We start from the raw sequence: 26,679 nt of genomic DNA, 5'->3' as shown, positions 1-26,679 counted from the left end.
TGCGCGGGGCGCCGACACTGTTGCCTCGTCGTATGGGTCGGTGTCCGGCCGTGCGCGGTGGCTGTCACCCACATGGGGGACAATGGACGTTGGTCCCCGTCTCGGACGCTGCTCGTCTCGAATGACTTCGGTGTCGAAAGACCGAGCATCACCCGGGCCGGCGGAACCGCGCAGGAAGGAGCACGCGATGGACCACGAGTCGCGAATGTACGAACTGGAGTTTCCCGCTCCACAGCTGTCGTCCGACGACGGCGCGGGTCCGGTCCTGGTGCACGGACTGGAGGGCTTCACCGATGCCGGGCATGCGGTGCGGCTGGCCACGACGCACCTGCGCGAGAGCCTGGAAAGCGAGCTGGTCGCCTCCTTCGACGTCGACGAGCTGCTGGACTATCGTTCGCGCCGTCCGCTCATGACGTTCAAGACCGATCACTTCTCCGAGTACGCCGAGCCCGAGCTCAACCTCTGGGCCCTGCGCGACACGGCGGGCACTCCGTTTCTGCTGCTCGCGGGCATCGAACCGGACCTGCGCTGGGAGAAGTTCACCACCGCGGTGCGCCTGCTCGCCGAACAGCTCGGCGTGCGCCGCAGCATCGGCCTCAGCGCCATCCCGATGGCGATTCCGCACACCCGCCCGCTGGGCGTGACCGCGCATTCCTCCGACCGCGACCTCATCGCCGAGCACCAGCGCTGGCCCGGCGAGCTCCAGGTGCCCGGCAGTGCCTCGTCGCTGCTGGAATACCGGATGGCTCAACACGGTCAGGAATCGGTCGGCTTCTCGGTGCACGTGCCGCACTACCTGGCACAAACGGCATATCCCGAGGCCGCGCAGACCCTGCTGGAAAACGTCGCCGACAACGCGGGCCTGGATCTCCCGCTCGCCGCGCTCGGCGAGGCGGCGGCCAGGGTCCGCGAACAGGTCAACGAGCACATCGCCGGAAACTCCGAGGTAGAGACGGTCGTGCACGCGCTGGAACGCCAGTACGACAGCTTCGTCAGCGCCCAGGAACGCCAGTCGAGCCTGCTCGTCGGTGACGGCGAACTGCCCAGCGGCGACGAGCTCGGCGCCGAATTCGAACGCTTCCTCGCCGAGCAGGGCGGCTACGAGGGTGAGACCGGTCCCGGGCCGGAAGAGCAGCGGTAACAACCCTGCGGGCGCCAGCCCGTAGGGTGTTCGGAGTGGATCTGACCGAGCTGCTGGAGATACCGGGAACCGACGCCGACGCCCTCTACGAGTCCTTCGGGGCGTGGGCGGCCGAGCAGGGCACCCCGCTGTATCCGGCGCAGGACGAGGCGCTGCTCGAATTGGCGTCCGGATCCAACGTGATCTTGGCGACGCCAACGGGTTCCGGTAAGTCCCTGGTCGCGGTTGGTGCACACCTCATCGCACTCGCCCAGGGCAAACGCACCTACTACACCGCACCGATCAAGGCGCTGGTCAGCGAGAAGTTCTTCGCCCTGTGCGAGGTCTTCGGCGCGGACAAGGTCGGCATGGTCACCGGTGACGCCGCCGTCAACGCGGACGCGCCGATCATCTGCGCCACCGCGGAGATCCTGGCGAACCTCGCCCTGCGCGAGGGCTCGGCCGCCGATGTCGGCCAGGTCGTGATGGACGAATTCCACTTCTACGCCGACCCCGATCGCGGCTGGGCGTGGCAGGTTCCGCTGCTGGAACTGCCGCGCGCGCAGTTCCTGCTGATGTCGGCCACCCTCGGCGAGGTCGACTTCTTCGCCGAGGACATGCAGCGCCGCACCGGGCGTCCGTCGGCCATCGTCGCGGGCACCGAACGCCCGGTCCCGCTGACCTTCTCCTATGCGCGCACCCCCATCACCGAAACCCTCGAAGAACTCGTCACCACGCACCAGGCGCCGGTCTACGTGGTGCATTTCACGCAGGCCGCCGCCCTCGAACGCGCCCAGGCGCTGACCAGCGTGAATTTCGCCACTCGCGCCGAAAAGGACGCCATCGCCACGGCATTGGGCGAATTCCGCTTCGCCTCCGGCTTCGGTAAAACGCTGTCCCGGCTGATCCGGCACGGCATCGGCGTGCATCACGCGGGCATGCTGCCGAAGTACCGCCGCCTGGTCGAACGCCTCGCCCAAGAGGGCCTGCTGAAGGTGGTCTGCGGCACCGACACCCTCGGCGTCGGCATCAACGTGCCCATCCGCACCGTGCTGCTCACCGGCCTGACCAAGTACGACGGCGTGCGCACCCGCAGGCTGAAAGCCCGTGAATTCCACCAGATTTCGGGCCGAGCGGGTCGCGCGGGTTACGACACCATGGGCACCGTCGTCGTCCAAGCTCCCGAGCACGAAGTCGAGAACACCCGCCTGCTCGCCAAGGCGGGCGACGATCCGAAGAAGCAGCGAAAGGTGGTGCGCCGCAAGCCACCCGAGGGTTTCGTGTCGTGGAGCGAGGAAACCTTCGACCGCCTCGTCGCCGCCCAGCCGGAGCCGATGGTGTCGCGCTTCAGCGTGACGAATTCCATGCTGCTCAACGTGATCGCCCGTCCAGGCAACTGTTTCGACGCCATGCGCCACCTGCTCGAGGACAACCACGAGCCGCGCCCGGCCCAGCGCAAACACATCCTGCGCGCCATCCGCCTCTACCGCGCGCTGCGCGACGCCGGCGTGGTCCAGCAGCTCGACGAACCCGACGCGCAGGGCCGCCGCGCCCGCCTCACCGTCGACCTGCAACGCGACTTCGCCCTCGACCAGCCGCTGTCGCCGTTCGCGCTGGCCGCCTTCGAGCTGCTGGACAAAGACGCGCCCGGCTATACCCTCGATGTGGTGTCCCTCATCGAATCGACGCTCGAGGATCCGCGCCAGCTGCTGATGGCTCAGCAGCACAAGGCGCGCGGCGTGGCGATCAACGAGATGAAGGCCGACGGTATCGAGTACGACGAGCGGATGGAGCTGCTCGAAGAGGTCACCTGGCCCAAACCGCTGGCCGAGCTCATCGAGCCCGCCTTCGAGACCTACCGCGCCGGGCACCCGTGGGTGTCGGAATTCGCGCCGTCACCCAAGTCGGTGGTGCGCGACATGATCGACCGGTCGATGACCTTCGCCGAGCTGATCTCGTTCTACGAGCTGGCCCGCTCCGAGGGCGTGGTGCTGCGCTATCTCGCCGACGCCTACCGCGCGCTGCGCCGCACCGTGCCCGACGCCGCACGCACCGAGGAACTCGACGACATCACCGAGTGGCTCGGCGAACTGGTCCGCCAGGTCGACTCCAGCCTGCTCGACGAATGGGAGCAGCTCACCAACCCCGGCGCGGAGATCGACACCGACCAGCTCGCGTTCGGCGCCGAGACGGTGCGCCCCATTTCCGCCAACGAGCGCGCGTTCCGGGTGATGATCCGCAACACCATGTTCCGCCGGGTCGAGCTGGCCTCGCTGCGGCGCTGGGACCTGTTGGCCGACATGGGCACCGGGCCGGACTGGGAGACCGACCTGGCCCCGTATTTCGAGGAATACGAGCGCATCGGCATCGGCCAGGACGCGCGCGGACCGCAACTGTTCCAGATCGAACGAAGACCCGGTTTCTGGCAGGTGCGTCAGGTCCTCGACGACCCGGCGGGCGACCATGGCTGGTCGATCGTCGGTGTGGTGGACCTGGCCGAGTCCGATGCCGCGGGTGAGGTCGTCTTCGACGAAATCACGGTCTCCGCAGGCTGAGGCACACCGCCCGCCCCCACCCGAATTACTACAGAATCCATACAGGTCAGCGGCTATCTCGCGCCCGTTTACGGGTGGTTCGCTGAGGTGCCACCGGCACGAGGTTTGACGGATTCGTTTATGGGTAGGGGCCGCTGATACTCTCTCCGCTGCTGCCAAGCGAAAGATCAACTATGCCCGAATCACCGTTTCTTGTCATCTATCCCGAGCGAGTGCGTGCGAACTTCCACGCGCTCCATGTCGCCATGCCCGCGGCAAGGATTCGCTTCGCGGTCAAGGCAAGTCCGGTGCCGGAGATCATCCGAGCGCTCGACGAGGAAGGCGCCGAGTTCGATGTCGCCAGCCTCGGCGAGATCGAGCTGTGCCTCGCGCTCGGTGTCGAACCCGACACGCTCTGCTACGGCAACCCGATCAAGAAGGCCGCCGACATCGCCCGCGCCTACGCGCTCGGCGTGCGCCGGTTCGCCTTCGACACCGAGGACGATCTGCTGCGCATCGTGGAGCACGCACCGGGCTCGGAGGTCGAATGCCGCTTCCTCGCTTCGGCTCCCGAGTCCCGCACGCCGTTCGGCACCAAGTTCGGCTGCACGCCGGGTGAGGCGTTCCGGCTGCTGGTGCGGGCGCGGGATCTGGGGTTGATCGTCGGCGGGCCGTACTTCCACGTCGGGTCCCAGCAGCTCGATCCGGACGCCTGGCGGATCGGCATCGAGCAGGCGGGACGCATCGTGGAAGCGCTGGCCGACAAGGATATTCACGTCAGATCGGTGAATATCGGTGGCGGACTGCCGATCGCGTACGCCGATCCCGCGCCCGCCCTCGCCGAGATCGCGGCGGTGGTCAACGCCGCCGCGGCCGAATTCCTGCCCGAGACCGCCGGATTGGTGGTCGAACCCGGCCGCGCGCTGGTCGGTTCCGCGGGCATCATCCACGCCGAAGTTGTCGGCGTGCGCATCGCGCCGGACGCCCGGCGCTGGGTGTATCTCGACATCGGCCGCTACAACGGAATGGCCGAGACCGAGAACGAGTACATCGCCTATCGATTCGTCACGGATCGGGACGGTGACCCTGTCGACGAGGCAGTGGTGGCCGGTCCGACCTGCGACGGAGACGATGTACTGTATCAACGCACGCGTGTCCTCCTACCGACCACGTTGCGAGCCGGTGATCGCGTCCAGATCCTCGACACCGGCGCCTATACCGCGAGCTATTCGTCGGTGTCCTTCAATGGTTTTCCGCCCTTGACCGTTCATGTCTCGGGCGCTGAGCGAGAGTGAGTTTGCCCATGACGGCGGATTTCACCGGCTGGCACGTGCTGGCCGAGTTCGGTGGTGTCGACGCGACCCTTTGCGACGACCTCGAACGACTCGAATCGGCGTTGCGTGAGTCTTTGATCGCGGCGGGCGTCACCATCTGCGATGTCGTACACAAGAAGTTCGATCCGCAGGGGGTGACTGTCCTCGCGCTGTTGTCGGAGTCTCACGCCTCGATTCACACCTATCCGGAGTCCGGCGACATCTTTGTCGACGTTTTCACCTGCGGCAGTATCGGCGCCGGTGCGTCGAAAGCTGTCGAACTCCTACGAGATAGATTGTCTCCCAAGGATGTTCGAATGCAGGTCATCCGCCGCGGGCATGGTTCGCAGCGGATCGAGGAACCGGTGGGCGCGGGCCTGACCCGCATCTGGGACCTGCACGAGGTCATCGTGGACACCAATACGCCGTTCCAGCACATGGTGATCGCGCGCACCGAGCAGGGCATCAGCCTGTTCTCCGACGACGATCGCCAGTCCACGGAGTTCTCCCAGGTGACCTACCACGAGGCGATGATGGTCCCCGCCTTCGCGCTGGCCGAGCAGCTGGACAAGGTGCTCATCATCGGTTCCGGTGAGGGCGTGGCCAGTCAGATGTCGGTCGCCGCCGGTGCCACGCTGGTGGACCACGTCGACATCGATCAGCTCGAGGTCGAGCTGTGCGCCGAGCACCTGCCCTACGGCTACACCAGCGACGAGCTGGCCGCCGCGGTTCGCGGCGAGGGCCCGGTCAAGGTGCACTACGCCGACGGCTGGGACTTCCTCGCCAAGGCCGCCGAGGCGGGCACCCGCTACGACGTCATCGTGATCGACCTGCCCGACGAGCGAGTCGAAGACGCGCAGCACAACCGCCTCTACGAGTCGGAGTTCCTGTCCCGATGTCGGGCCCTGCTCGCTCCCGGTGGCGTGCTGAGCGCCCAGGCCGGCTGCGCGACCATGTGGCGCAACGAGACGTTGAAGCGTTCCTGGAACCGCTTCCACGAACAGTTCGGCACCGTGGTGCAGTACGGCAGCGACGAACACGAATGGACGTTCCTGTTCGGCATGAACGAGCGCATCGACGACCCGGTACCGGCCATGACCAACCGCCTGGCCACCCTCCCCTACCGCCCCGAAACCGTCGACGCCCGAGCCCTCGTGCGCGGCGCAATCGAACCGTACGCCCTGCGCGTATAAAACACCCCGAAACCACCGGCTCCCAAGTGTTTCCACTTGGGAGCCGGTGCCGTTTCGACTTGCCCCACGTTGCATGCACCTGACGAAGGCTGCACAACCTACATCAAGAGAACACTTCCTACGTCAAGTCGCCGGTGTTGCACCGAGTGGGGAGGTTCTGGGCGCGTGAGTGTTTGGCTAGGAGCGGTTTCGGTAGTCCTCGGCGTTCAGGCCGCCTACGCCCCAGTTGGTGAGTTCGACCTCGTCGATTACTACGAAGGTGGTTGCCGGGTCCTTGTCGAGGACGTCTTGGAGTAGGTCGGTGACGCCTTTGATCAGCCGTGACTTCTGGTCACTGGTGACGCCTTCGTTGGTGACCTTGATGTTGACGTAGGGCATCAGGCGGGCCGGCCTGCGATGAATCCGCCGTCGACGGGGAGGATGTGGCCCGTGGTGAATTCGGCGTCGGCGAGATAGAGGACTGCGGCGGTGGTTTCGGAGACCTCACCGATCCGGTTCAGCAAAGCCAGTTGGCCGGAAGCGGTTTCGTCACCGTCCCCGAACAGCGGGGTGCGAATGATGCCGGGCGCTACCGCGTTGACCCGGATTCCGTCGGCCGCGAGTTCCGCAGCGAGGCTCGTGGTCAGCGCGTGCACGCCACCCTTGCTGACCAGCGCGGCGGAGGCGGGTAGCCCGGCCAGTGCGTGGTTGATGAGCACCGTGCCGATATTCACGATGCTGCCGCCGGCTCCCTGCTGCTTCAGCTGTCGCACCACGGCTTGCGTGGTGAAGTACGTGCCCTTCAGGTTGCCGTTCAAGTAGGTGTCGAGGTCCTCCTCGGTGACGTCCACGAACGGCTTGGCACCGAAGATGCCGGCGTTGTTCACCAGCACATCGACCCCGCCGAACCGCTCCACTGCCGCCCGCACCAGCTCGGAACCCGTTGCGGGAGAGCCGATATCGCCCGCGAAGGTGGCGACTCGCTCCGGCGCACCCAACTCCGCGGCCACGTCGGCCAGCTTGCCCGAATCGCGGCCGTTCAGCACCACGTTGTCCCCGCGCGCCACAAACGCCCGGGCAATATCGCGCCCGATCCCACTGGAGGATCCGGTCACGATCACCGTCTTTGTCATCTGCTCTCCTCATCTTGATACGACCGGTCGTCTTGGAATAGGCATCCATGACGCCCCTTAAAGAAAGCCCCAGTTCAGGGCAGGAAGTAGTCCCCCAGCAAACGGTCCAAACACTTGTTCAGCGGCGCCAACGTCCGATCGATCTTCATCCGGATCACCGCCCCCTCCCACGATTCGAGCAACAGATCCGCCAAATCGATCGCATCGATATCCCCGCGAATCATCCCCAGCCCCTGCGCTTCCCGCAGCTGCTCGGCCACCCGATCACGCCACATCCCCCACGCACTCGACAACGACTCCCGAAGCAGCTCACTACCTTCCAGCTCCCCACCCAGATTCGCGATCAAGCACCCACCGGTGAACTCCGCCCCGACGAACTCCTCCATCAGCCGCCCAAAAAACGCCCGCAACCCACTGACCGGATCCGCCGCACCCCCGAACGCCTCACTCAAATTCCGCTGCACACAGAGCGAATGATGCTCGATCACCGCCCGCCCAAAACTCTCTTTGCTATCGAAGTAGTTATAGAACGACCCCTTGGGCACCCCCACCTTGTCCAAGACCTGCTTGATCCCGGTCCCGTGATACCCATTAGCCAAAAACCCAGCAGCCCCCTCCTCCACCAAGAGCTGCTGAGTGTCCCCACTCCGTCGCGGTCGCGCCATACCGCGAATATACGACCGGTCGTCTACAAACGCCAATCGCCCCCTCCGGCCGCCCACCGGACCTGGAGGGACTGTGCGGCAGAGGGGGCAAGCGAGCGAGCTGTTGGCCGAGCAGGTTCGGCGGGAGTTGTGGGAGCCGAGGGCGGCGATGCAACCCCGCTGCTACAGTCCCCGCCGCCATTCGGCGGAGTGGGTGATGAAGTATGGGAGGTGGTTGGTGGCGAAGCGGGTGGGGTGCCAATCGTCTTGTGTCGCAGCGGAAGTCCATACGTAGGTGCAGGCCGGATCTGTTGAGTCGGTCAGGCGGATCGGGCGTAGGTCGTATTCGTCGTCCTCGAAAGCGTCGAGGATCTGCCACTCCGCTGCGGTGAGACCGTTGAGGATGACGCCGTGGGCCAGGGCGTTCGGTTCGGGGACGAGGCCGGGGTAGACGCGGCCGGGCAGGGCCGCTACCCGCCAGCCGGGGGCGGTGGCGGTTGCTCGCTGTGGAACGCGGCCGATCAGGACCTCCAGCACCTCCGGGAACTGGAGCGTCCCGTAGGCGAACAACGAATAGTCCTGTGCAGCAACCGCATTCCATCTCCTGATGCCCGGCAGCTGGTCCATCTGCTTATCCTCTCGCATCCTCGATCAGCGCGCTGCGCAAGTGAATGCTGATGAAATTGCCTGGCATCGAACACTTTCCAGCCTTACTCCGGCCGCTTGGTGCGAATGATCGCGGCGAGGTACTCGTAGTCCTCCGCGCGGGCGGTCGACGTGCGGTAGGCGAGGCCGATGGTGCGCCCCGGTGCGGGCGTGGCGAAGTGTGCGGTATCGAGTGTGCCACGGGCGGTTTCGGCGGCGACGGCCATTTCTGGGATCAGGGTGACGCCGAGACCGCCTGCGACACACTGCACTACGGTCGCCAACGAGGCGGCACGGGTGTCGCCGACCGCGGCCGGATGAACCTCGGCCGAGCGGCACAGGTCCAGGGTTTGGTCGCGCAGGCAGTGGCCTTCGTCGAGCAGCAGCAGCGGCAGCGAGTCGAGGACGGACGGGGCGAGGTCGGTGCGGCCGGCCAGCTCGTGACCGCGCGGTGTCACCAACACGAATTCCTCGGTGTACAGCGGGATCTCGACGAGGCCGGGGAGATCGGCCGGCAACGCGAGCAGCGCGACGTCGAGCACGCCGGTGCGCAGCCCGTCCAGCAGCCGGGCGGTCTGATCCTCGATCACCTGCGGGTGAAGCGCGGGTAACTTCTTCTGCAACTCGGGAAGAAGACCCGGCAGCACATACGGAGCAACCGTCGGGATGATACCCATCCGCAACGTGCCCCCGAGGCCGTCACCGGTCGCCGACGCCACGAAACGATCCGCCGCCTCCAGCGTCGCCATCGCCTTCGGCAGCAACCGCATGCCCGCCGCGGTGACGAGCACCCGCCGCGTGCTTCGCTCGATCAGTTGCAGTCCGAGCCCATGTTCAAGTGCCGCGAGCGCCTGCGATAGCGTGGGTTGGCTCACACTGAGCCGCGCTGCGGCAGTGCCGAAGTGGCGGTATTCCGCGACCGCTACGAACGCACGCAGCTGTGACAGGGTCGGCTGATAAGTCTGATCGGTCACGGCTATCAGTGTAGTGCGACTGATCACCTTTACCTTTCACCAGCCCTTCGGCAAGATCGCAAGGGAGCTTTTCTGCTTTTCTGCACAGTGCTAGCAAACCCACCCAGAACGAGGAGATTAGGCATGGCCTTGCTGACCATCGGCGACCAATTCCCGGCATACAACCTCACCGCTGTCATCGGTGGTGATCTGTCCAAGGTCGACGCTCAGCAGCCTGACGATTACTTCACCCAGATCACCAGCGACGATCACGCGGGCAAGTGGCGGATCGTCTTCTTCTGGCCGAAGGACTTCACCTTCGTGTGCCCGACGGAGATCGCCGCGTTCGGCAAGCTCAACGAGGAATTCGCGGACCGCGACGCGCAGGTGCTCGGCGCCTCGGTCGACAACGAGTTCGTGCACTTCCAGTGGCGGGCCCAGCACGAAGACCTGAAGACCCTGCCGTTCCCGATCCTGTCCGACCTCAAGCGCGAATTGGCCGCCGCCACCGGCGTTCTCAACGCCGACGGCGTCGCCGACCGCGCGACCTTCATCGTCGACCCGAACAACGAGGTGCAGTTCGTCTCGGTCACCGCGGGTTCGGTCGGCCGCAACGTCGACGAGGTGCTGCGCGTGCTCGACGCACTGCAGTCCGACGAGCTGTGCGCCTGCAACTGGAAGAAGGGCGACCCGACCATCAACGCGGGCGAACTGCTCGCCGCGAGCGTCTGACCTCAGAAGTACTGCGCCACTAGATGATCGACCCTGAATTCACTGCTCCCCGCGCCAGCGGGGATGACCCGAGGATAGAGACATATGAGTGTTGAGAACCTGAAGAACTCCCTCCCCGAGTACGCCAAGGACCTCAAGCTCAATCTGTCATCGCTCGCGCGCACCACGGTGCTGAACGAACAGCAGCTGTGGGGCACCCTGCTTGCGTCGGCGGCCGCGACCCGGTCGGCGACCACGCTGCGCGAGATCGCCGAGGAGGCCGCGGATGTGCTGTCCGAGCAGGCGTACAACGCCGCGCTCGGCGCCGCCTCGATCATGGGCATGAACAATGTGTTCTACCGGGGCAAGGCCTTCCTCGACGGACGCTACGACGACCTGCGGGCCGGTCTGCGCATGCAGATCATCGGCACCCCCGGGGTCGACAAGGCCGATTTCGAGCTGTGGTCGTTCGCGGTGTCCTCGATCAACGGCTGCGGGCATTGCCTGGAGGCGCACGAGCACACGCTGCGCGAAGCGGGCGTATCCCGTGAGGTGATCTTCGAGTCGCTGCGCGCGGCCGCGATCGTCGCCGGTGTCGGCCAGGCTGTGGAGTCGACCGAAACGCTTGCCGCCGCCAAGGTCTGAGCAATCGAACCGAGGCCGTCGACGGATCCGCTCAGCGGACCGTCGGCGGCCTTTGTCGTACCCGTCCGACCAGCGACAATGACTCGACCAATGCTCGGTGTGGGCTACGCGACAGTTCGGTGTCGGCACCGGATAGTAGGCTCGGCAACCATGGGCACACAGCTTGACGTGGTGCGAGTTTTCACCGATTCCGCAGGCCGATTCGGCAACGAACTGGGCATCGCCCGGGCCGCAGATGTGGCCGAAGCCGACCGACAGGCGCTCGCGGCGAAAGCCGGATACAGCGAGACCGTCGTGGTCGAGGACCCGGTCAACGAGATCGCACGCGTGCGGATCTACACCCCCGCCGTCGAACTCCCGTTCGCCGGCCATCCGTCGGTAGGCACCGCCTGGTGGTTCGCCGAACAGGGCAAGCTCGTGCGACAACTGACCGTTCCGGCCGGACCGGTCGCCGTCGAGCTGTCCGAGGGCCTCACCTGGATCACCGCCCGCGGCGAATGGGCCCCCGACTTCACCTTCCACCAGCTCGCCGAGCTCGACGAACTGACCGACCTGCGCCCCGACGACTTCACCGGCGGGCCCCACTACTTCTGGGCCTGGACCGACGAAACCCGCGGCGTCCTCCGCTCCCGAATGTTCGCCCCCACCTTGGGAATCGCCGAAGACGAGGCAACGGGCGCCGCAGCCGTCGCCATCACCGCGCTGCTCCGCCGCGGCTTGGTGATCACCCAGGGCAAAGGCTCCCAACTCTTCACCGCCTGGGACTCCGACGGCTGGGTCCGCCTCGGCGGCCGCGTAGTCGCCGACCAATCAGTGGAGATCTGAGCGCACCGCAAGCACCCGATCGGCCGCCGAGGCCAGCTGGATCCGTTGCAGCACAATGAATTACTCGCTGCCATGTCGAGCCGAATGCGATGCCGCATTGCCGTAACGCTGTTATCACTCAGGTCGAGAGGCAGCTCGTGACCGCCCCGAGTCGGTGGCTGGACTGCACCTTGGCGGACACATAGCTGCGCACCGGCCACTGAACCGGACCACCCGGCGACCGCGCTGCCGCACCCGCCCGCGAACGCGACGACACCCAACCACCGGGTGCTGCGCACGTTCTGTCATACCGCGCACGAAATCGCCAACTGATTCGTACGCGGCACGCAACCCTGTGCGCGACAGACTAAACCGTGCGCGGCAGACTGACGGACGCATAGCTGCGCACGGGACAAATCCCGCCACCGCGCCGCCGCGCGCCACGAAGTCCAACCAGTCATGCGCTGCGCACGTTCTGTCATACCGCGCACGAAATCGCCTGCTATTCCATACGCAGGAGGCCAATCCACGCGCTGCGGACAAATCTATGCGCGGCAGGCCAGTCCGTGTGCGGCCGAAGGCGGCGACTCTAGCCAGGAGCGGGTGCACGGTGCACGGTGCACGGTGCACGGTGCATTTCACCGCCTAATCGGTTGTCGCACAAGGTGGTACAGCGAACAAACATCGAACACAGAGCAATTGGGCTCAGGGCAACGGCACCCCAGCGATCGGGGGCGTCGTCGGGGCCTGAGATCCGCCAGGTGGTTCGACAGTAACCGCCAATGTCTCGCCGGAGTCGAAGGCGGTCACGAAAGGTTTTGTCGCCGAGGGCAACTCGTCGAGCACTCCCGCGGACCGCGGCTTCGGCTCCGCACCGGGTGGCAACAACCACACCTGATATACCCGCCCGGACGGCGGCTTGGCCACTCCATCGAACGCGAGTACCGCAAGACGTTGCTGCGGTGAGACTTCCACCACGACGGTGCCGCCGCCGGTGACCGGTTTGGTCAGCGTGCGTGCGTCCGGTTGCCGATGTACCTGCTCGGCGCCGGGCACTCCGGGTGGCGCGTCGCCGATCCGGTCGGCGATCACGCTGCCGCCGATGACCAGGCAGGCCGCCGCGGCCACCGGCACCACCCAGCGCATCCGCCGCTGCCACGCGGACGGAAGTTCGGCGCGCCCGTCGTCGGGCAGTGCCGCCAGAATCCGTGCCTCCAGCTCCGGCGGCGGCGCCTGGGCATCGAGGGCGGCGACCCGCGCCATCACCTCGTGCATCCGCTGCACGGTATCCGAGAAGGCCTGCCGCACAGCGGGATCGGCCTTCGCCAGCCGTTCCTCGATATGGCGGCGCTCGATATCGCCGACGGCGTCCAACGCGCACGGATACGCCAGGTCGAGCAGTTCCGCGTCGGACCGCGGGGGATTGTCAGCCATCGGCGCCTGCTACGGACAAGCATTTCTCCAGTCTCTTCAGACCATCACGGATGCGGGTCTTCACGGTGGGCAACGGCACCGATAGATGGTCTGCGACTTCACGATACGTGCGCCCGGTGTAGTAGGCGAGGTCGATCGCCTCACGCTGGGTCGCACTGAGCGCGTCCAGGCACCCGAAAACCTCCCGCTCCTCCATCCGCTGGGTCACCGATTCGGCGACGACGTCGTGATCGCGGCACCCGTGCGAGTGGGCGTAGGTGAGGTCGCGGACCGCGGCGGCCGCTTCCGCGCGCACCCGGTCGACCGCGCGACGATGCGCGAGCATCATGAGCCAGCCGACCGGGCTCGACAGCGCGGCGTCATAGTGATCGGCGGTCGACCACACCTGGAGGTACACCTCTTGCGTGACTTCCTCCGCGGTGGCGTGGCTGCGCAGGATGCGCACGGCGAGCCCGAAGACCCGCGAGCTGGTGAGCCGGTAGAACTCGGTGAACGCGGCACGGTCCCCCGTTCCGGTCGCCGCGAGCAAGATGGCGAGTCGCCGACGGGCCAGCGCGTATCGATGTCGATCGAGCTCACTGGGCAGCGGGCACAGGCGTAATGGATCGTCGGCACCCGGCACCGGATCGCCGGACCGATGGGCTGAAGCGAAACCGTGCTCCGTCATGGCCGAATCCCTGCCTGCATAGACAGGGGTTCGGTATGAGCTGGCGCGCGGATTGGTCTGCCATGCCGGTCAATTCGAAACTGCCGCAATCAACATGTAGGCGGTGCCGAGATCCATGACCACGTGCGGCACCAGCGCCGACCGCTTGCTCGGTCCGGTCAACGCCGCGACACACCCACCGGAGCGCAAGAGAATGCCGAGGTAGCCCGGCGTGTTGGCGATCGGACGGCCGACGCCGAGGGCAACGAGCAACGCGTCCGCCGCGAACACCGCGGCGAGCCCGAGCGCCGGAATCACGGCGGGTCCGCCGGTGTGACCCGACATCGCGTGCCCGGACAGGGCGTACAGCATGGCGGCGGCGGTTACTGTGTGGTAACCCAACGGCACCAGCCGCTCCACCGGCGTCCGGTCAGGCGCGCTGTGCCACTCCGAGATTCGACTCGCCAGTAACGCGGCGAAGACCACGATCATCGCGGTGAGCACACCGCGCACGGCCGACGGGTTCGCGCCGGACGGAAACACCAGCATCGCGAGCATCACCAGGCACATGATCAGGTGCGCGGCGTCGGACTCGTGATACCCGGCGGTGACCGAGCCGTCCGCAACCGAACCCCCTTGCCGCCACCCATGATCCGATCCCGCGACCAGCCGAGCGGGCGCGGCCAATCGCCCGAGCACGATCGCCCCGGCGATCAGAAACGCCGCAACCACCGACCACCGCAATGCGGCGTACTCCTGCACGAACTGCGCCACATCCCACCACCTCTCGTCGCGGCGACCGTGGACCTGCCCGTTCTATGCTCGCACCCGGTAACGGCAGGGGTGCCCTTTTCGCCGGGCCGGCAATCTCAGTGCGGCACCGTTTGCCGGTACCGGTCGACGGCCGAGCGCGCGAATCGGCCCGGCGACACACCCCGCCACTGCTTGAACGCGTTCGAAAAGCTCGGCGCGCCCGAGTATCCCATCCGATAGGCGACGTCCTCGACGGTCAGGCCGGTCGAGAGCAGTTCCTCCGCGAGCGTGCCGAAGGACTCGGCGCAGAGCTGACGGTAGGACGTGCCTTCCTCGGCCAACCGCCGCCGCATGGTGCGCAGACTCATGTGCAACCCGGCCGCGACGTCTTCCTGGGCGAGCCTGCCGTTCATCTGATGCATCAGCATCGACCGCACCGAACCGGCCACGCCCTGTCGCAGGCCGCGACGCTGCAGCAGATCGTCGCACTGCTCCTCGAACAGCTGGGCGGTGAGCGGGCTGGCCTGCGGCATCGGCTCATCGATGCCGGTGGCATCGAAGACCGCGGTCTGCAACTCCGCGGAGTCGGTGCTCGGGATCTCGAATTGGTCGAAGATCGGCGCCAGCCGCGGCCGCAGTCCACCCGCGACCTCGACGCGCAGCACCGGCGGCGGCACGCCGAACACCAGAAACCAGTTCGTCAGCAGCGCGGACACATCGCGTTCGGCCAGAAAACCGCGCAGGTCATCGGGCAGCTCGCGGTCGTCGCCGTAGAGCCAGATCTCCTCGCCCCGGTAGACGTGCCAGGCCCGGGAGAACGAGGTCATCAGGCTGAAGTACCGCATGGCGACATCGATGGCCTGTCGCATCGTCGGGCTGCTGAGCACCGCGAGGGCGAACACGCCGAGGGTGGTGATGTGGGTGCGGGTGCCCGCTTCCAGGCCGAGGCCCGGCTTGTCGTCGAGCAGCGTGACGATGTTGCGGACGATACCGAGTTCCTGCGCGGCCGTGATCTCCGCGCCGGGCGTCTTCAGCACCCGAGGATCCAGATCCGTGCCACGCAGGCACTGATTCTGGGTGAGACCGTGATCTTCTCCGAGCTCGACGAGGATCACCGCGTGTGTCACCGACCGCCGCCACTCCCATGAGGCCACGCATCCATCGTTGCTTGCTATGGCCGATATGCGCAAGGTTTTTGGCCGGAGATCGTATGTTCCGCTCTCCCAAGGGGGTTCGGACCGGAAACCAAACCGTCCGACCGGTTCGACGTGGCCGCTCTCCGCAACCTTCTCGGCCGAAGTCAGCATGGACACCTGCCCCTGGCCGGATTGCGCAAAGTGCTGACCCGATATCGCATGGAGCGCCCGCCAGCGACTCTCTAGCGTTTGAAGGAGACTAAGGCAGGCGAAAACATATGTCTCGGAAGACACTCGCTGGCAAACGGGTCGCGATCACCGGGGGTGCGCACGGCATCGGCCGCGAGACCGCGTTGGCGTTCCTGGCGGAGGGCGCCGATATCGTCATCGGCGACGTGGATGTGGGGGCGGTGCGCGCGGTCGCCGATCAACTCGCCCGATCGCACGGCGGCACGGTGATCGGGCTGGCGCTCGACGTCACCGACAGTGCCCGTTTCGGGCGCTTCCTCACCTTCGCCGAACGCAAACTCGGTGGCTTGGATGTCGTGGTGAATGCCGCCGACATGATGCCGTCCGGCCCGTTCCTGGCGGAATCGGAGGCCGAGTCGGACCTGCAGATCGATATCAACCTGCGTGCGGTGATCATCGGAACTCGGCTGGCCGCAGAACGATTCGTCAGTCAGGGGCACGGACAGATCGTGAACATCGGGACCGCGGCCGGGGTGCCCGCGGCGCTGGGTGTTGCCGTGTACTGCGCGACCAAGCACGGCGTGGTCGGCCTCGGCGCGGCGCTCGATCTGGAACTCGCGGACAAAGGCGTGACCGTCAGCACCGTATCCTCGGGGTCGCTCGAGGATACGGAGGCCGTGGCCGACTCCGTAGTCGAATGCGTAGTGCACCGGCGAGGCGGCCTGATCAGCGTGCCGCCGACCAGCGCCCTACGTGCCGCGCTGCGCCCACAGGGCGGAATCCTGCGCCGTATGTTCGCGCGCAACGGACAAACCCATTGAGCCCGAGCAGAACTCACACAGCACGCATTCGAACATCTTGATCGCGCATCATGGACGCGGCTTGAACAGAGCTCGCGCAGTGCGACTTTGAGCACTCGATCATGCACAACAGGCACGGCGCGGCACGCGTTCGAGCACCTCATTCACACGCGACAGGCGCAGCGCAACACACGTTCGAGCACCTCGCTCACACGCGACAGGCACAGCGCAACACACGCTCGAACTACCTCGCTCACACGCGACAGGCAGCAGGCAGCAGGCAGCAGGCAGCAGGCAGCAGGCAGCAGCATTGACCCCTTCAGAGCTCGCGCAGTACGCGTTTGAGCACTTTCCCCGTCGGATTGCGCGGCAGCTCATCGATGAACAGGACATCGCGCGGCACCTTGAAACGCGCCAGATGCGCCTTCACGTGCTCACGCACCTCATCCTCGCCGAGCGAATGCCCTTCCCGCACAACGATCACCGCGCGCAACCGCTGCCCGTATCGATCATCGTCCACACCGAATGCGCTCACCTCCGCGACCGCCGGGTGCGCGGAAAGCAGCTCTTCGACCTCGCTGGGGAAGACGTTCTCGCCGCCGGAGACGATCATGTCGTCGTCTCGCCCGTCGATGAAAAGTCTTCCCGCACCGTCGAAGTGGCCGACATCACCGGTCGACATCAGGTTGCCGACACGGACTTTGTCGCCGCCGCCGGTGTAGCCCTCGAACTGGAAATTGTTGCCGACGAAGATGCGACCGGTCTGCCCCGCGGGCAGTTCCGTACCGTGCTCGTCGAGGATCTTCACAATCGCGCTCGATACCGGGCCGCCCACGCATCCCGGCTCGACCGCCAGGTCAGCGGGGGTGGCAATGGTCGCGTAGGCCACCTCGGTGGAGCCGTACAGGTTGTAGACGACCGGACCGAACGCCTCGGTCACCTTGGTACATAGATCGGCGCCCAACTGCGAGCCCGCGACGAAGATGATCCGCAGCGCGGAAAAGTCGTGTCCCGCACGAGCGTCCGGGCCGAGGTCGACCAACCGCTGCAGCATCACCGGCACCACCACCAGTGCGGTGGCGCGATGGCGGTGCAGGCTGTCCAGCACGATCCGCGGATCGAAGCGACGACGGATCACCAGCGTCGAGCCGAAGCCGAGCGCGATGAACATGTGCGCGAAGCCGAGCGTATGGAACATCGGCGCCGGGCATTCGGTGATCTCGCGGGCCCGGAACGGCACCTTGTCGAGAATCGCGCCGAGCGGAGCCAGCGAGGTCGGCTCGCTGCGCGGTGCTCCCTTCGGCGTGCCGGTCGTCCCGCTCGTCAGCAGAATGACCTTCGCGGTGGTGGCGGCGCGCCGCGGGGTCGAACGAGCCGCGCCCGCAATCAGATTCTCCAGCGTGTCGACGCCCGGCTGCTCGGCCCAGGCACGATAGCGGCCGCGCGGCGGAGTGAGATCGCCGAGCACCTCCATGTACTCCTCGTCGAACACCAGCAGGTCGGCGCCCTCCCGGGCGACCACCTCGCGCAGCTGCGGGCCCGCGAAATCGGTATTCAGCAACACGATTCGGGCACCGCATTTGGCCGCGGCGAACACCGCGTAGTGGAAGCCACGATGGTTTCGGGCGAGGATCGCCACGACCTCGCCGTCGCGCAGGCCACGAGCCCGCCAGGCATTGGCCAGCGCGCTGGTGCGGTCGTCGAGTTCACGGAAGGTGATCGAGCCCAGTTCATCGATGACCGCCGTGCGGTCCCGATAACGCTGGGCGGCGACCGACGGGACCGCGCCGAGCAGGCCGAACCGGTACACCGCCGCACCCATCTTGGCCAGCCGGTCCGGCCGTTCCGGCGTCACCAGTCCGGCGCGCACGGCCAGTGTGGCGTAATAGGCTTCATCGGCGGCGCGGCGAGCAGCGCCCGCGGCCAGCGTTGCGACCTTGGCGAGCTTCATGATTCAGACCCCCTGGCCGGACAACGACGTCCGCCGAGCAAGTGCGGGCAAGTGCCCTCTCAGTAAAGCCGGTAGATCGGGGTCCGTCGAGTGATCATGACTCCACGCTTCGGTGCATTATGGACAAATGTCTAGCAACACCGACCAGTCTGCTACCGCAGGCGCCACCGGCTCGAGGCTCGAACTGCGCATCGCCGTCGACGATCTCTCCGGACCGGAGATCGCCGCCCTGCTCACCGAACACCTAACCGAGTTGGGCGCGCAATCCCCCGCCGAGAGCATGCACGCCCTCGACCTCGACGCGCTGCGCCGTCCGGAGATCACCTTGTGGAGCGGTTGGGACAGCGACACTCTGGCCGGCTGCGCCGCGCTCAAACGGCTCGACGCCGAGCACGCCGAGATCAAGTCCATGCGCACCGCCGCGACGCACAAACGCCGCGGCATCGCGTCAACTCTGTTGCGCCACTTGCTGGCTGAGGCGACTGCCCGCGGATACCGGCGGCTGAGCCTGGAGACGGGCACCCAGGACTACTTCGTTCCGGCCCAAAAACTCTACGCCGCACACGGTTTCGAGTTCTGCGAACCCTTCGGCGACTACAAACTCGACCCGTACAGCCACTACATGACCCGCACACTCTGAGCCCGCACAGTCGGCGGCCGCCCAACGCGACCGTGCGGGAGATCGAGAGCATGCCGCAGATCAGCGGGCGTGCGGCAGATCAGCCGAGGGCGCGGGTGAAGCCGTCGACCATCTCGTCGACCTGCTCGTCGGTCATCACGAACGACGGCGAAATCTGCATGGCACCCTGGCCCGCAGCACGGCTCGAAACACCATGGGCACGCAGGGTTTTCACCATCGGCAGGCCCTCGGCGGGATCGACGAGCTGCACCGCGGCGACGGCGCCCAGTCCGCTGCGCACTTCGGCGACGCGCGGGTGTTCGGCCAGCGGGGCGAGCTTCGCGTGCAACGTGGCTTCCAGCCGGGCCGACTCGTCGAGGAGGTTCTCCCGCTCGACGATGTCCAGGTTGGCCAGCGCAGCCGCGGCCGCCCCGGCGTGCCCGCCGTAGGTGTAGCCGTGCCGCCACCAGACACCGCCCGCGAAAAACGGTTCCGCGATGTGCGGCGCGATGAAGACCGCACCCATCGGGACGTACCCGGAGGTGAGGCCCTTGGCGGTGGTCATCAGGTCCGGCTGCAGATCGAATCGCGACGAGGCGAACCAGGATCCGCCGATCCGGCCGAAGCCGGTGACGACCTCGTCGACGACGAAGAGGATGTCGTGCTCGCGGCAGATGCGACGCACCTCGGCGAGGTAGCCGTCCGGCGGCAGGTAGATGCCGCCCGCGCCGATGATCGGCTCACAGAAGAACGCGGCGATGCGATCGGCGCCGACCTCCTCGATCAAGGCGAGCAGCGACTTGGCGTTGTCCCACTCGATGGTCCGCGCGTCGGCCATGAACTCGCCGTAGCCCTCGCGGTTGACCGGGATGCCCGCGAGCGCGGTGCCCGCGACGTGCATGCCGTGGTAGGCCTTCTGCCGCCCGACCACGATGGTCTTGTCCGGCTTGCCGAGCTCGTGCCAGTAGCGGCGGGCGAGCTTGGCGGCGGTGTCCACCGAGTCCGAGCCGCCGGAGGTGAAGAAGATCTTGCTGCCCGGTACCGGCGCCATGGCCGACAGTCGCTCGGCGAGTTCCTGGGTGGCCGGTTCGGTGAAGTCGCCGAAGTTGGAGTAGTGCGCGACCTTGCGCAGCTGCGCGGCGACCGCGTCGGCGATCTCGCCGCGGCCGTGGCCGACGTTGGTGAACCACAGGCCGGCCGTCGCGTCCAGGTAGCGGTTGTCGGCGGCGTCATAGATGTAGGCGCCCTCGCCACGGGCGACGACGAACGCACCGTCCCGCTCGACCGCACCCATGTCGGCAAATCCATGCCATAGCGAGTTCATATGTCCACCTTTACCGGAGGAAGGTGTCGCCCTCCGAATCGCGACGACGGCTCAGCTGCTCATCGATCCCCGCAAAACCTGTCTCATCAGGCCAGATGCCATCGTGCCCGATGACCTGTATGGCCATCAACACGTCTCAGCGAGCAGCGAACGGGGACCTGGCCTCGGCAGCCATCCAGACGCGCCGCGGCGGAGTCCCGTTCCGGCGAGCTCATGGCGTTCGACGTCGAGCTAGTCCGCCAACAGCCGCGATGGCGACGGCCAGGAGGGTGAAGACGCCGGTGAGGATGATCAAACCGATCGTCAGCGAGACGTAGCCCTGCCGCCGCGGATCCAGGAAGGGATACGGATACCAATCGACGACCGGGCCGCGCACGAGGGTGTAGATGCCGTAGATCAGCGGATAGATCAGCCACAGACCGACCAGGCGCGGCGAGAGGGTCAGGCGCTGACGCGCCGGCACCAGTACCCAGTCCGCGACCAGCACGATCGGCATCACCCGATGCAGGATGTCGTTGATCCAGCGATCGGTGAGCATCACATCGATATTGGCCAGCAGCACCGCGTACACCACGCCGGTGATGAGCAGATACAGCGCGGCCGCGCCGCGCAGCACCTCCCAGCGATGGCTGTTCGGATCGCGCAGAGCGCCGATCAGCAACACCAGCACCGCGAGCACGTTCGATTGAATGGTGAAGTAGCTGAAGTAGTTTCCCGTGGAGAACGCCGCCTCGTGCATGTTGCGCCACGGGATCCACACCAGCGCCACGATGCCGAGCACACCGAACGCGATCCGTAAACCGCGATACACCCAAGCCGTGCCCGAATCGGCGTCCATCGCCCGATCCTCGCATATCAAGGCCCATTTACCCGGCAAATCCGGACAGTCCGCACACTGTCGGCAACCCGGTCGGGCCGCCTGACGGAAATACCAGTTGCCGCCCTTCGCTACGCTTGTGAATGCAATGACCAGGACAGCTGACACCGGACCCCGCGAGCTCCGCACCCGCCTGGCGAATCTCTCCCTCCGCGACGAATACCGGCTGCGCCGCCAGCTCGACCGGGCGCGCGGTGCCGACCTGGGCAAGGTCGAGGCCGAGATCGCCGCGGCCGAGCTCCGCATCGACGCGCGCCGAGCCGCCGTACCGGAGATCCGCTACCCCGAGCAGCTGCCGGTCACCCAGCGCCGCGAAGACATCGCCGCCGCCATCGCCGCGCATCAGGTGGTGATCGTGGCCGGCGAGACCGGTTCCGGCAAGACCACCCAGATCCCGAAGATCTGCCTGGAACTCGGGCGCGGCATCCGCGGCACCATCGGCCACACCCAGCCGCGCCGACTGGCCGCCCGCACCGTCGCCGAGCGCATCGCCGAGGAACTCGGCACCGAACTCGGCGATGCCGTCGGCTACACGGTCCGCTTCACCGACCACGCCTCCGACCGCACGCTGATCAAGCTGATGACCGACGGCATCCTGCTCGCCGAGATCCAGCGCGACCGGCTGCTGCGCCGCTACGACACGATCATCATCGACGAGGCCCACGAACGCAGCCTCAACATCGACTTCCTGCTCGGCTACCTCAAGCAACTGCTGCCACGCAGGCCCGACCTCAAGGTGATCATCACCTCGGCGACCATCGACCCGGAACTGTTCGCCAGGCATTTCGCTGACGAAAACGGCGCTCCCGCACCGATTGTCGAGGTGTCCGGCCGGTCCTATCCGGTGGAGCTGCGCTATCGGCCGCTGTCGCTGGAACTGCCCGGCGCCGACGACGAAGACGACGAGGACACCCGGGTCGTCGACCGTGACCCGGTGGACGCCATCGGCGACGCGGTCAGCGAACTGTTCGACGAGGGTGACGGCGACGTGCTGGTGTTCCTCTCCGGCGAACGCGAAATCCGGGACACCGCTGACGCTTTGCGTGACCTGAAGCTGCCGCGTACCGAGATCGTGCCGCTGTACGCACGACTGTCCACCGCCGAACAGCATCGGGTATTCGCGCCGCACACCGGTCGACGCGTGGTGCTGGCCACCAATGTCGCGGAGACCTCGCTCACTGTGCCGGGCATCCGCTACGTGGTCGACCCTGGGACAGCGCGCATTTCGCGCTATTCGATGCGCACCAAGGTGCAGCGGCTGCCGATCGAACCGGTCTCCCAGGCTTCCGCCCGGCAGCGCGCCGGTCGCTGTGGTCGCGTCGCCGACGGCATCTGCATCCGGCTGTACTCCGAGGACGACTTCGAGTCACGGCCCGCGTTCACCGAACCGGAGATCCTGCGCACCAATCTGGCCGCCGTCATTCTGCAGATGACCTCGCTCGGGCTCGGCGATATCGAGAACTTCCCGTTCGTCGAGGCGCCGGACAAGCGGGCGATCCGCGACGGCATCGCGCTGCTGGAAGAACTTGGCGCGCTGCGCCCACCCACCCCGTCGGCTCCGCCGACTGCCGTCCCCCTGGGGCGCCGGACGGGCAGCGACACCGATTCCGACGCCGGGCTCACGCTCACCCCGATCGGGCGCGACATGGCGCAGCTGCCGGTCGATCCACGGATGGCGCGGATGCTGGTGGAGGCGCACAGCAGCGGGAATCTGGCCGAGGTGCTGATCATCGTTGCGGCACTGTCGATTCAGGACGTGCGCGAGCGGCCCGCCGACAATCAGCAAGCCGCCGACACCAAGCATGCGCGATTCATCGTCGAAGGCTCGGACTTCCTTGCCTACCTGCGACTGTGGGACTACCTGACCGAGCAGCGGAAGTCGTTGTCATCCAACCAGTTCCGGCGGATGTGCCGAGAAGAGTTCCTGCATTACCTGCGGATCAGGGAGTGGCAGGACCTGCACGGGCAGTTGCGCACCATCACCAGGGGACTCGGGTGGTCGGCGGATGGCGCACCAGATCGCCCTGAGGAAGTAGGCGAGTCAGCTCCGGCCGCAGGCCAGGCGACGCGTGGTTCGCGCCACGGGCGGGCGCGCGGCCGGGGAGGCAACGGCGCGCCAGACGCACCGGCGGGCACTGCGGATGGTTCACGCCGTGGACGATCTGACGATCAGGGCGGCGACGGCGAATCAAGGGGACGACGCGACTCACGGGAGGGCACCGAGGGCGGTTCGCGGCGTGGACGGTCGGGCGAGCAGGGCGCGGGCGGTTCGGCGAGTGGACAGCCGGGTTCGGGTGCGGGCGGCGAGGGTGGTTCGCGGCGGCGGTCGGGTAAGGCCGCTGTGCAATCCGCCGAGAATCCGCGGTCCGCGGCGCGCGGCGGGGCGTCGAACCGGCAGGATGCCAACGCGTCTCGTGGTCGCTCGAAGCATGGGGGTGCATCGCAGGCTGCTGACAGCTCGTCACTCGAATCCGATGACATGCCTTGGGATTCCATCGGAATCCATCAAGCTCTGCTGGCGGGCATGCTGTCTCATATCGGGCTGCGCGAGGCGGAATCCCGGGAGTTCCTCGGGGCGCGCAACGCGAAGTTCATGATCTTCCCTGGCTCGTCGCTGGCGAAGAAGCCGCCGCGTTGGGTGATGGCCGCTGAGCTGGTCGAGACGTCGCGGCTGTGGGGTCGGATGGCGGCCAAGGTGGAGCCGGAGTGGGCTGAGCGGCTCGCGGGGGATCTGGTGAAACGCACCTACTCCGAGCCGCATTGGTCTGCTAAGCGCGGTGCGGCGAGTGCCTACGAGCGGGTCACCCTGTACGGCATTCCGCTGGTGACCGGCAGGCAGGTGGACTACGGCCGGATCGATCCCGAGCTGTCGCGCGAACTGTTCATCAGACACGCACTGGTGCAAGGTGAATGGCAGACCCGCCATGACTTCTTCCACCGCAACCGTGAATTGATCGACGACGTCGCCGATTTGGAGCACCGGGCCCGCCGCCGCGACATCCTCGTCGACGACGAGGTGTTGTTCGAGTTCTACGACAAGCGCCTACCTGCCGACATCGTGTCGGTGCGGCATTTCGACAGCTGGTGGAAGTCCGCGCGCCGGAAAGACCCGGCGATGCTGGACTTCTCGACCTCGACCGTCGTCAACGCGGGCAGTGCGGCGCTGGATCCGGCCGCGTTCCCCGACGCCTGGCGACAGGGCGAGCTCAGCTTCCCGCTCACCTACCAATTCGAGCCCGGCAACGAGGAGGACGGCGTCACAGTCCGCATCCCGGTCGAACAGCTGGCGCACGTGCGTGCCGTCGGCTTCGACTGGCTGGTGCCGGGCATGCGCGACGAGCTGGCCGCGGCACTGATCAAGACACTGCCGAAGGCGTTGCGGCGCAGCGTCGTTCCGGCTCCGGATTTCGCCGCAGCGGCACTGGCCGCGCTCACGCCGCGCGCGGAGCCACTGCGCATCGGGCTGGCACGGGAACTGTCGCGCCTGGGCTCGATCACGATCGACCCGACAGACCTCGACACCAGTGCGCTGCCGGACCATCTGCGGATGACGTTCGCCGCCGTCGACACCAAGGGCAGCGTGCTGGCTCGCAGCAAGAGCCTGCCGACGCTGAAAACCCAACTGGCCGACCAGGTTGCCGCATCGGTTGCCCGCGCGACAGCGGGCGCGGAACGGGCGCCGGCAGCGGCATGGACGTCGGAATCCCTCGGTACGGTGGAGCCGACGGTCCGCCGCGAGGTCGCCGGGCAGACCGTCACCGGTTATCCCGCCCTGGTCCCCGAGGGCGACGGCGTGGCGGTCCGCGTGCTCAGTTCCCCTGCCGCACAGGCCACCGCGATGCGCGCAGGCACCCGCACCCTCGTCCTGAACGCGCTGCCGACCTCGGTCCGCACCGTCACCTCGAGCCTGCGTCCCACGGATCGCCTTGCGCTGAGCCAGAATCCGTACGGCTCGCTGGACGCACTGATCGAGGACTGCCGCGCCGCGGCCGCCGACGAGCTCATCGCCGCCGCGGGCGGACCGGTGCACAACCCTGACGACTTCGCCGCGCTGGTCGCCAGGATCCGCCCCGACTTCGTCTCCGCCGTGGCCCAACTGATCCGTGTCGTAGTGCCGATTCTGGCTGAGGCACACCGGGTTTCGGTCGCGCTGGCCGGGACCTCCGAACGCGACATCGCCGACGACGTCCGCGACCAGCTCGACAACCTCGTCTTCCCCGGCTTCGTCTCCGAATGGGGCAGCACCCGCCTGCGCGAACTCCCCCGTTATCTGCAGGCCGCCGTCGCCCGCCTGGAGTCCCTGCCCGCCTCCGCGGTCCGCGACCGCCAGGGCATGATCGAACTCGACCGCGCCCTCACCGCCTACGACCGCCTCGTCAACTCCCTGCCGGAGAACCGCCGCCACGCACCGGCCGTCACCGAAATCTGGTGGATGATCGAGGAATTCCGCATCAGTCTGTTCGCCCAAAAGCTCGGCACCCCATACCCGGTGTCCGCCAAGCGAATCGAACGCGCCATCGCCGCCATTCGCCGCTAGCCACCGAACCTCGCACACGGCGCACGAGATCCTCGCCGAGTACAGCCGCGGTTGCTATTCGGCCGCGACGGCCGCCGCCTCGCGGGCGGTGCGCATCTCCTGGATCTCGCGTTCGAAATCCGCTGCGGAGGTGAAGGACCGGTAGACCGAGGCGAAGCGGAGGTAGGCGACCTCGTCCAGGTCGCGCAGCGGGCCGAGGATGGCCAGGCCGACCTCGTGGCTGGGCACCTCGGGGGAACCCTTGGCGCGCACGGCGTCTTCCACCTTCTGCGCGAGCAGGTTCAGGGCGTCGTCGTCGACCTCACGCCCCTGGCAGGCGCGGCGCACGCCGCGGATGACCTTCTCCCGGCTGAACGGCTCGGTGACGCCGCTGCGTTTCACCACGGACAGGATCGCGGTTTCCACCGTGCTGAACCGCCGCCCACAGTGCGGGCACGCGCGGCGGCGGCGGATGGCCGCGCCTTCGTCGGCCTCGCGCGAGTCCACCACCCGGGAGTCGGGGTGTCGGCAGTACGGGCAATGCATCCGAGAGATCCTTCGTCGATGCGCGTGCTCGCGGCCGGCCCGGCAACCGATCGGGGTGACCGTCCCGGCGAGCACGTGTACAGGGGCCTAGACCCCGGCACCAGGTAAACCTCAGGCGATATGCGGAATACCTGCATAGCTCTTCGAGGATACCTGTCCGGGTACGCAGGTTGTCCCACTCACCCTGTACCCACCGGCGCTGCCCCCGCTCGTG

At 66.9% G+C, this 26,679-nt stretch carries 23 protein-coding genes; 10 read left to right on the top strand and 13 right to left on the bottom strand.

What is annotated here, in order from left to right:
- The first annotated feature begins 187 nt into the window (after positions 1 to 187).
- The 4 genes from ABZ942_RS04410 (at position 188) to speD (ending at position 6,160) form a co-directional block, all read left to right on the top strand.
- Entirely contained in the window at positions 188 to 1,141 is a 954-nt protein-coding gene (locus tag ABZ942_RS04410; protein WP_357378934.1) for a PAC2 family protein, read from the top strand.
- Between the two features lie 35 nt (positions 1,142 to 1,176).
- A complete protein-coding gene (locus ABZ942_RS04405) occupies positions 1,177 to 3,675 on the top strand; it encodes a DUF3516 domain-containing protein (RefSeq protein ID WP_357378932.1) in 2,499 nt (832 codons plus the stop codon).
- Positions 3,676 to 3,848: 173 nt separating this feature from the next.
- Positions 3,849 to 4,949 (top strand): type III PLP-dependent enzyme, encoded by a 1,101-nt coding sequence (locus ABZ942_RS04400; RefSeq protein ID WP_357378930.1) that lies wholly within the window; start codon positions 3,849 to 3,851, stop codon positions 4,947 to 4,949.
- 8 nt (positions 4,950 to 4,957) lie between these two features.
- A complete protein-coding gene (gene speD, locus ABZ942_RS04395; protein ID WP_357378928.1) occupies positions 4,958 to 6,160 on the top strand; it encodes an adenosylmethionine decarboxylase in 1,203 nt (400 codons plus the stop codon).
- A gap of 177 nt (positions 6,161 to 6,337) precedes the next feature.
- Here the strand turns inward: speD and ABZ942_RS04390 are convergent, their stop codons facing one another.
- From ABZ942_RS04390 to ABZ942_RS04370, 5 genes are all read right to left on the bottom strand, one after another.
- Positions 6,338 to 6,538, bottom strand: coding sequence for a 4-oxalocrotonate tautomerase family protein (locus tag ABZ942_RS04390; protein ID WP_357378926.1), 201 nt, complete (start codon positions 6,536 to 6,538; stop codon positions 6,338 to 6,340).
- Entirely contained in the window at positions 6,538 to 7,272 is a 735-nt protein-coding gene (locus tag ABZ942_RS04385) for an SDR family oxidoreductase (RefSeq protein WP_357378924.1), read from the bottom strand. The genes ABZ942_RS04390 and ABZ942_RS04385 overlap by 1 nt, the downstream gene beginning before the upstream one ends.
- A 74-nt stretch (positions 7,273 to 7,346) precedes the next feature.
- Positions 7,347 to 7,937: a TetR family transcriptional regulator C-terminal domain-containing protein gene (locus tag ABZ942_RS04380; RefSeq protein WP_357378922.1), complete on the bottom strand. Its 591-nt coding sequence runs from the start codon at positions 7,935 to 7,937 to the stop codon at positions 7,347 to 7,349.
- Between the two features lie 162 nt (positions 7,938 to 8,099).
- On the bottom strand, positions 8,100 to 8,543 hold the full coding sequence (locus ABZ942_RS04375; protein ID WP_357378920.1) for a gamma-glutamylcyclotransferase family protein: 444 nt from the start codon (positions 8,541 to 8,543) through the stop codon (positions 8,100 to 8,102).
- 83 nt (positions 8,544 to 8,626) lie between these two features.
- Entirely contained in the window at positions 8,627 to 9,535 is a 909-nt protein-coding gene (locus tag ABZ942_RS04370) for a hydrogen peroxide-inducible genes activator (protein WP_357378918.1), read from the bottom strand.
- A gap of 123 nt (positions 9,536 to 9,658) precedes the next feature.
- Between ABZ942_RS04370 and ABZ942_RS04365 the strand changes: the two genes are divergently transcribed.
- The 3 genes from ABZ942_RS04365 (at position 9,659) to ABZ942_RS04355 (ending at position 11,695) form a co-directional block, all read left to right on the top strand.
- On the top strand, positions 9,659 to 10,246 hold the full coding sequence (locus tag ABZ942_RS04365; protein WP_107658151.1) for a peroxiredoxin: 588 nt from the start codon (positions 9,659 to 9,661) through the stop codon (positions 10,244 to 10,246).
- A gap of 84 nt (positions 10,247 to 10,330) precedes the next feature.
- Positions 10,331 to 10,870 (top strand): carboxymuconolactone decarboxylase family protein, encoded by a 540-nt coding sequence (locus ABZ942_RS04360; RefSeq protein WP_357378915.1) that lies wholly within the window; start codon positions 10,331 to 10,333, stop codon positions 10,868 to 10,870.
- A gap of 150 nt (positions 10,871 to 11,020) precedes the next feature.
- The gene (locus ABZ942_RS04355; protein ID WP_357378913.1) at positions 11,021 to 11,695 is read left to right on the top strand and encodes a PhzF family phenazine biosynthesis protein; all 675 of its coding nucleotides are present in this window, start codon (positions 11,021 to 11,023) and stop codon (positions 11,693 to 11,695) included.
- A gap of 684 nt (positions 11,696 to 12,379) precedes the next feature.
- On the opposite strand, the gene ABZ942_RS04350 is transcribed toward ABZ942_RS04355, so the two are convergent.
- The 4 genes from ABZ942_RS04350 to ABZ942_RS04335 all read right to left on the bottom strand — a co-directional run bounded on the left by ABZ942_RS04350 (position 12,380) and on the right by ABZ942_RS04335 (position 15,661).
- Entirely contained in the window at positions 12,380 to 13,108 is a 729-nt protein-coding gene (locus tag ABZ942_RS04350) for an anti-sigma factor (protein ID WP_357378911.1), read from the bottom strand.
- Complete coding sequence (gene sigK, locus ABZ942_RS04345; protein WP_357378909.1) at positions 13,101 to 13,775, bottom strand: ECF RNA polymerase sigma factor SigK; 675 nt, start codon at positions 13,773 to 13,775, stop codon at positions 13,101 to 13,103. Before sigK ends, ABZ942_RS04350 begins: the two co-directional genes overlap by 8 nt.
- 69 nt (positions 13,776 to 13,844) lie before the next feature.
- The gene (locus ABZ942_RS04340; protein WP_357378907.1) at positions 13,845 to 14,528 is read right to left on the bottom strand and encodes a DUF5134 domain-containing protein; all 684 of its coding nucleotides are present in this window, start codon (positions 14,526 to 14,528) and stop codon (positions 13,845 to 13,847) included.
- Between the two features lie 95 nt (positions 14,529 to 14,623).
- The gene (locus ABZ942_RS04335; protein ID WP_357378905.1) at positions 14,624 to 15,661 is read right to left on the bottom strand and encodes an AraC family transcriptional regulator ligand-binding domain-containing protein; all 1,038 of its coding nucleotides are present in this window, start codon (positions 15,659 to 15,661) and stop codon (positions 14,624 to 14,626) included.
- Between the two features lie 260 nt (positions 15,662 to 15,921).
- On the opposite strand from ABZ942_RS04335, the gene ABZ942_RS04330 reads away from it, so the two are divergent.
- Complete coding sequence (locus ABZ942_RS04330; protein ID WP_357378903.1) at positions 15,922 to 16,653, top strand: SDR family NAD(P)-dependent oxidoreductase; 732 nt, start codon at positions 15,922 to 15,924, stop codon at positions 16,651 to 16,653.
- A gap of 298 nt (positions 16,654 to 16,951) precedes the next feature.
- On the opposite strand, the gene ABZ942_RS04325 is transcribed toward ABZ942_RS04330, so the two are convergent.
- Positions 16,952 to 18,583 carry an acyl-CoA synthetase gene (locus ABZ942_RS04325; protein WP_357378901.1) on the bottom strand — a complete coding sequence of 544 codons (1,632 nt, stop codon included), beginning with the start codon at positions 18,581 to 18,583 and terminating at the stop codon, positions 16,952 to 16,954.
- A 127-nt stretch (positions 18,584 to 18,710) separates the two neighbouring features.
- Here ABZ942_RS04325 and ABZ942_RS04320 point away from each other — a divergent pair, with 127 nt between their 5' ends.
- Complete coding sequence (locus ABZ942_RS04320; RefSeq protein WP_357378899.1) at positions 18,711 to 19,223, top strand: GNAT family N-acetyltransferase; 513 nt, start codon at positions 18,711 to 18,713, stop codon at positions 19,221 to 19,223.
- 79 nt (positions 19,224 to 19,302) lie between these two features.
- Here ABZ942_RS04320 and ABZ942_RS04315 read toward each other — a convergent pair whose 3' ends face one another.
- Positions 19,303 to 20,526 carry an aminotransferase class III-fold pyridoxal phosphate-dependent enzyme gene (locus tag ABZ942_RS04315; RefSeq protein ID WP_357378897.1) on the bottom strand — a complete coding sequence of 408 codons (1,224 nt, stop codon included), beginning with the start codon at positions 20,524 to 20,526 and terminating at the stop codon, positions 19,303 to 19,305.
- Between the two features lie 211 nt (positions 20,527 to 20,737).
- Positions 20,738 to 21,364: a Pr6Pr family membrane protein gene (locus ABZ942_RS04310; RefSeq protein WP_357378895.1), complete on the bottom strand. Its 627-nt coding sequence runs from the start codon at positions 21,362 to 21,364 to the stop codon at positions 20,738 to 20,740.
- A gap of 127 nt (positions 21,365 to 21,491) precedes the next feature.
- On the opposite strand from ABZ942_RS04310, the gene hrpA reads away from it, so the two are divergent.
- Positions 21,492 to 25,940 (top strand): ATP-dependent RNA helicase HrpA, encoded by a 4,449-nt coding sequence (gene hrpA / locus ABZ942_RS04305; RefSeq protein WP_357378893.1) that lies wholly within the window; start codon positions 21,492 to 21,494, stop codon positions 25,938 to 25,940.
- Positions 25,941 to 25,994: 54 nt separating this feature from the next.
- On the opposite strand, the gene nrdR is transcribed toward hrpA, so the two are convergent.
- A complete protein-coding gene (gene nrdR, locus ABZ942_RS04300; RefSeq protein ID WP_357378891.1) occupies positions 25,995 to 26,465 on the bottom strand; it encodes a transcriptional regulator NrdR in 471 nt (156 codons plus the stop codon).
- Between the last annotated feature and the right edge of the window lie 214 nt (positions 26,466 to 26,679).

The organism is Nocardia sp. NPDC046473 (assembly GCF_040645995.1).
Classification (GTDB): Bacteria; Actinomycetota; Actinomycetes; order Mycobacteriales; family Mycobacteriaceae; genus Nocardia.
The sequence above is the reverse complement of the archived record's forward strand: the minus strand, read 5'-3'. Positions and strand labels throughout refer to the sequence as shown.

Excerpts from the sequence above, each read along its gene's own strand:
- ABZ942_RS04410 (WP_357378934.1), top strand. The coding sequence starts at position 188 with ATGGACCACGAGTCGCGAATGTACGAACTGGAGTTTCCCGCTCCACAG.
- ABZ942_RS04400 (WP_357378930.1), top strand. The coding sequence starts at position 3,849 with ATGCCCGAATCACCGTTTCTTGTCATCTATCCCGAGCGAGTGCGTGCG.
- speD (WP_357378928.1), top strand. The coding sequence starts at position 4,958 with ATGACGGCGGATTTCACCGGCTGGCACGTGCTGGCCGAGTTCGGTGGT.
- ABZ942_RS04390 (WP_357378926.1), bottom strand. The coding sequence starts at position 6,538 with ATGCCCTACGTCAACATCAAGGTCACCAACGAAGGCGTCACCAGTGAC.
- ABZ942_RS04385 (WP_357378924.1), bottom strand. The coding sequence starts at position 7,272 with ATGACAAAGACGGTGATCGTGACCGGATCCTCCAGTGGGATCGGGCGC.
- ABZ942_RS04380 (WP_357378922.1), bottom strand. The coding sequence starts at position 7,937 with ATGGCGCGACCGCGACGGAGTGGGGACACTCAGCAGCTCTTGGTGGAG.
- ABZ942_RS04375 (WP_357378920.1), bottom strand. The coding sequence starts at position 8,543 with ATGGACCAGCTGCCGGGCATCAGGAGATGGAATGCGGTTGCTGCACAG.
- ABZ942_RS04365 (WP_107658151.1), top strand. The coding sequence starts at position 9,659 with ATGGCCTTGCTGACCATCGGCGACCAATTCCCGGCATACAACCTCACC.
- ABZ942_RS04360 (WP_357378915.1), top strand. The coding sequence starts at position 10,331 with ATGAGTGTTGAGAACCTGAAGAACTCCCTCCCCGAGTACGCCAAGGAC.
- ABZ942_RS04355 (WP_357378913.1), top strand. The coding sequence starts at position 11,021 with ATGGGCACACAGCTTGACGTGGTGCGAGTTTTCACCGATTCCGCAGGC.
- ABZ942_RS04350 (WP_357378911.1), bottom strand. The coding sequence starts at position 13,108 with ATGGCTGACAATCCCCCGCGGTCCGACGCGGAACTGCTCGACCTGGCG.
- sigK (WP_357378909.1), bottom strand. The coding sequence starts at position 13,775 with ATGACGGAGCACGGTTTCGCTTCAGCCCATCGGTCCGGCGATCCGGTG.
- ABZ942_RS04330 (WP_357378903.1), top strand. The coding sequence starts at position 15,922 with ATGTCTCGGAAGACACTCGCTGGCAAACGGGTCGCGATCACCGGGGGT.
- ABZ942_RS04325 (WP_357378901.1), bottom strand. The coding sequence starts at position 18,583 with ATGAAGCTCGCCAAGGTCGCAACGCTGGCCGCGGGCGCTGCTCGCCGC.
- ABZ942_RS04320 (WP_357378899.1), top strand. The coding sequence starts at position 18,711 with ATGTCTAGCAACACCGACCAGTCTGCTACCGCAGGCGCCACCGGCTCG.
- ABZ942_RS04315 (WP_357378897.1), bottom strand. The coding sequence starts at position 20,526 with ATGAACTCGCTATGGCATGGATTTGCCGACATGGGTGCGGTCGAGCGG.
- ABZ942_RS04310 (WP_357378895.1), bottom strand. The coding sequence starts at position 21,364 with ATGGACGCCGATTCGGGCACGGCTTGGGTGTATCGCGGTTTACGGATC.
- hrpA (WP_357378893.1), top strand. The coding sequence starts at position 21,492 with ATGACCAGGACAGCTGACACCGGACCCCGCGAGCTCCGCACCCGCCTG.
- nrdR (WP_357378891.1), bottom strand. The coding sequence starts at position 26,465 with ATGCATTGCCCGTACTGCCGACACCCCGACTCCCGGGTGGTGGACTCG.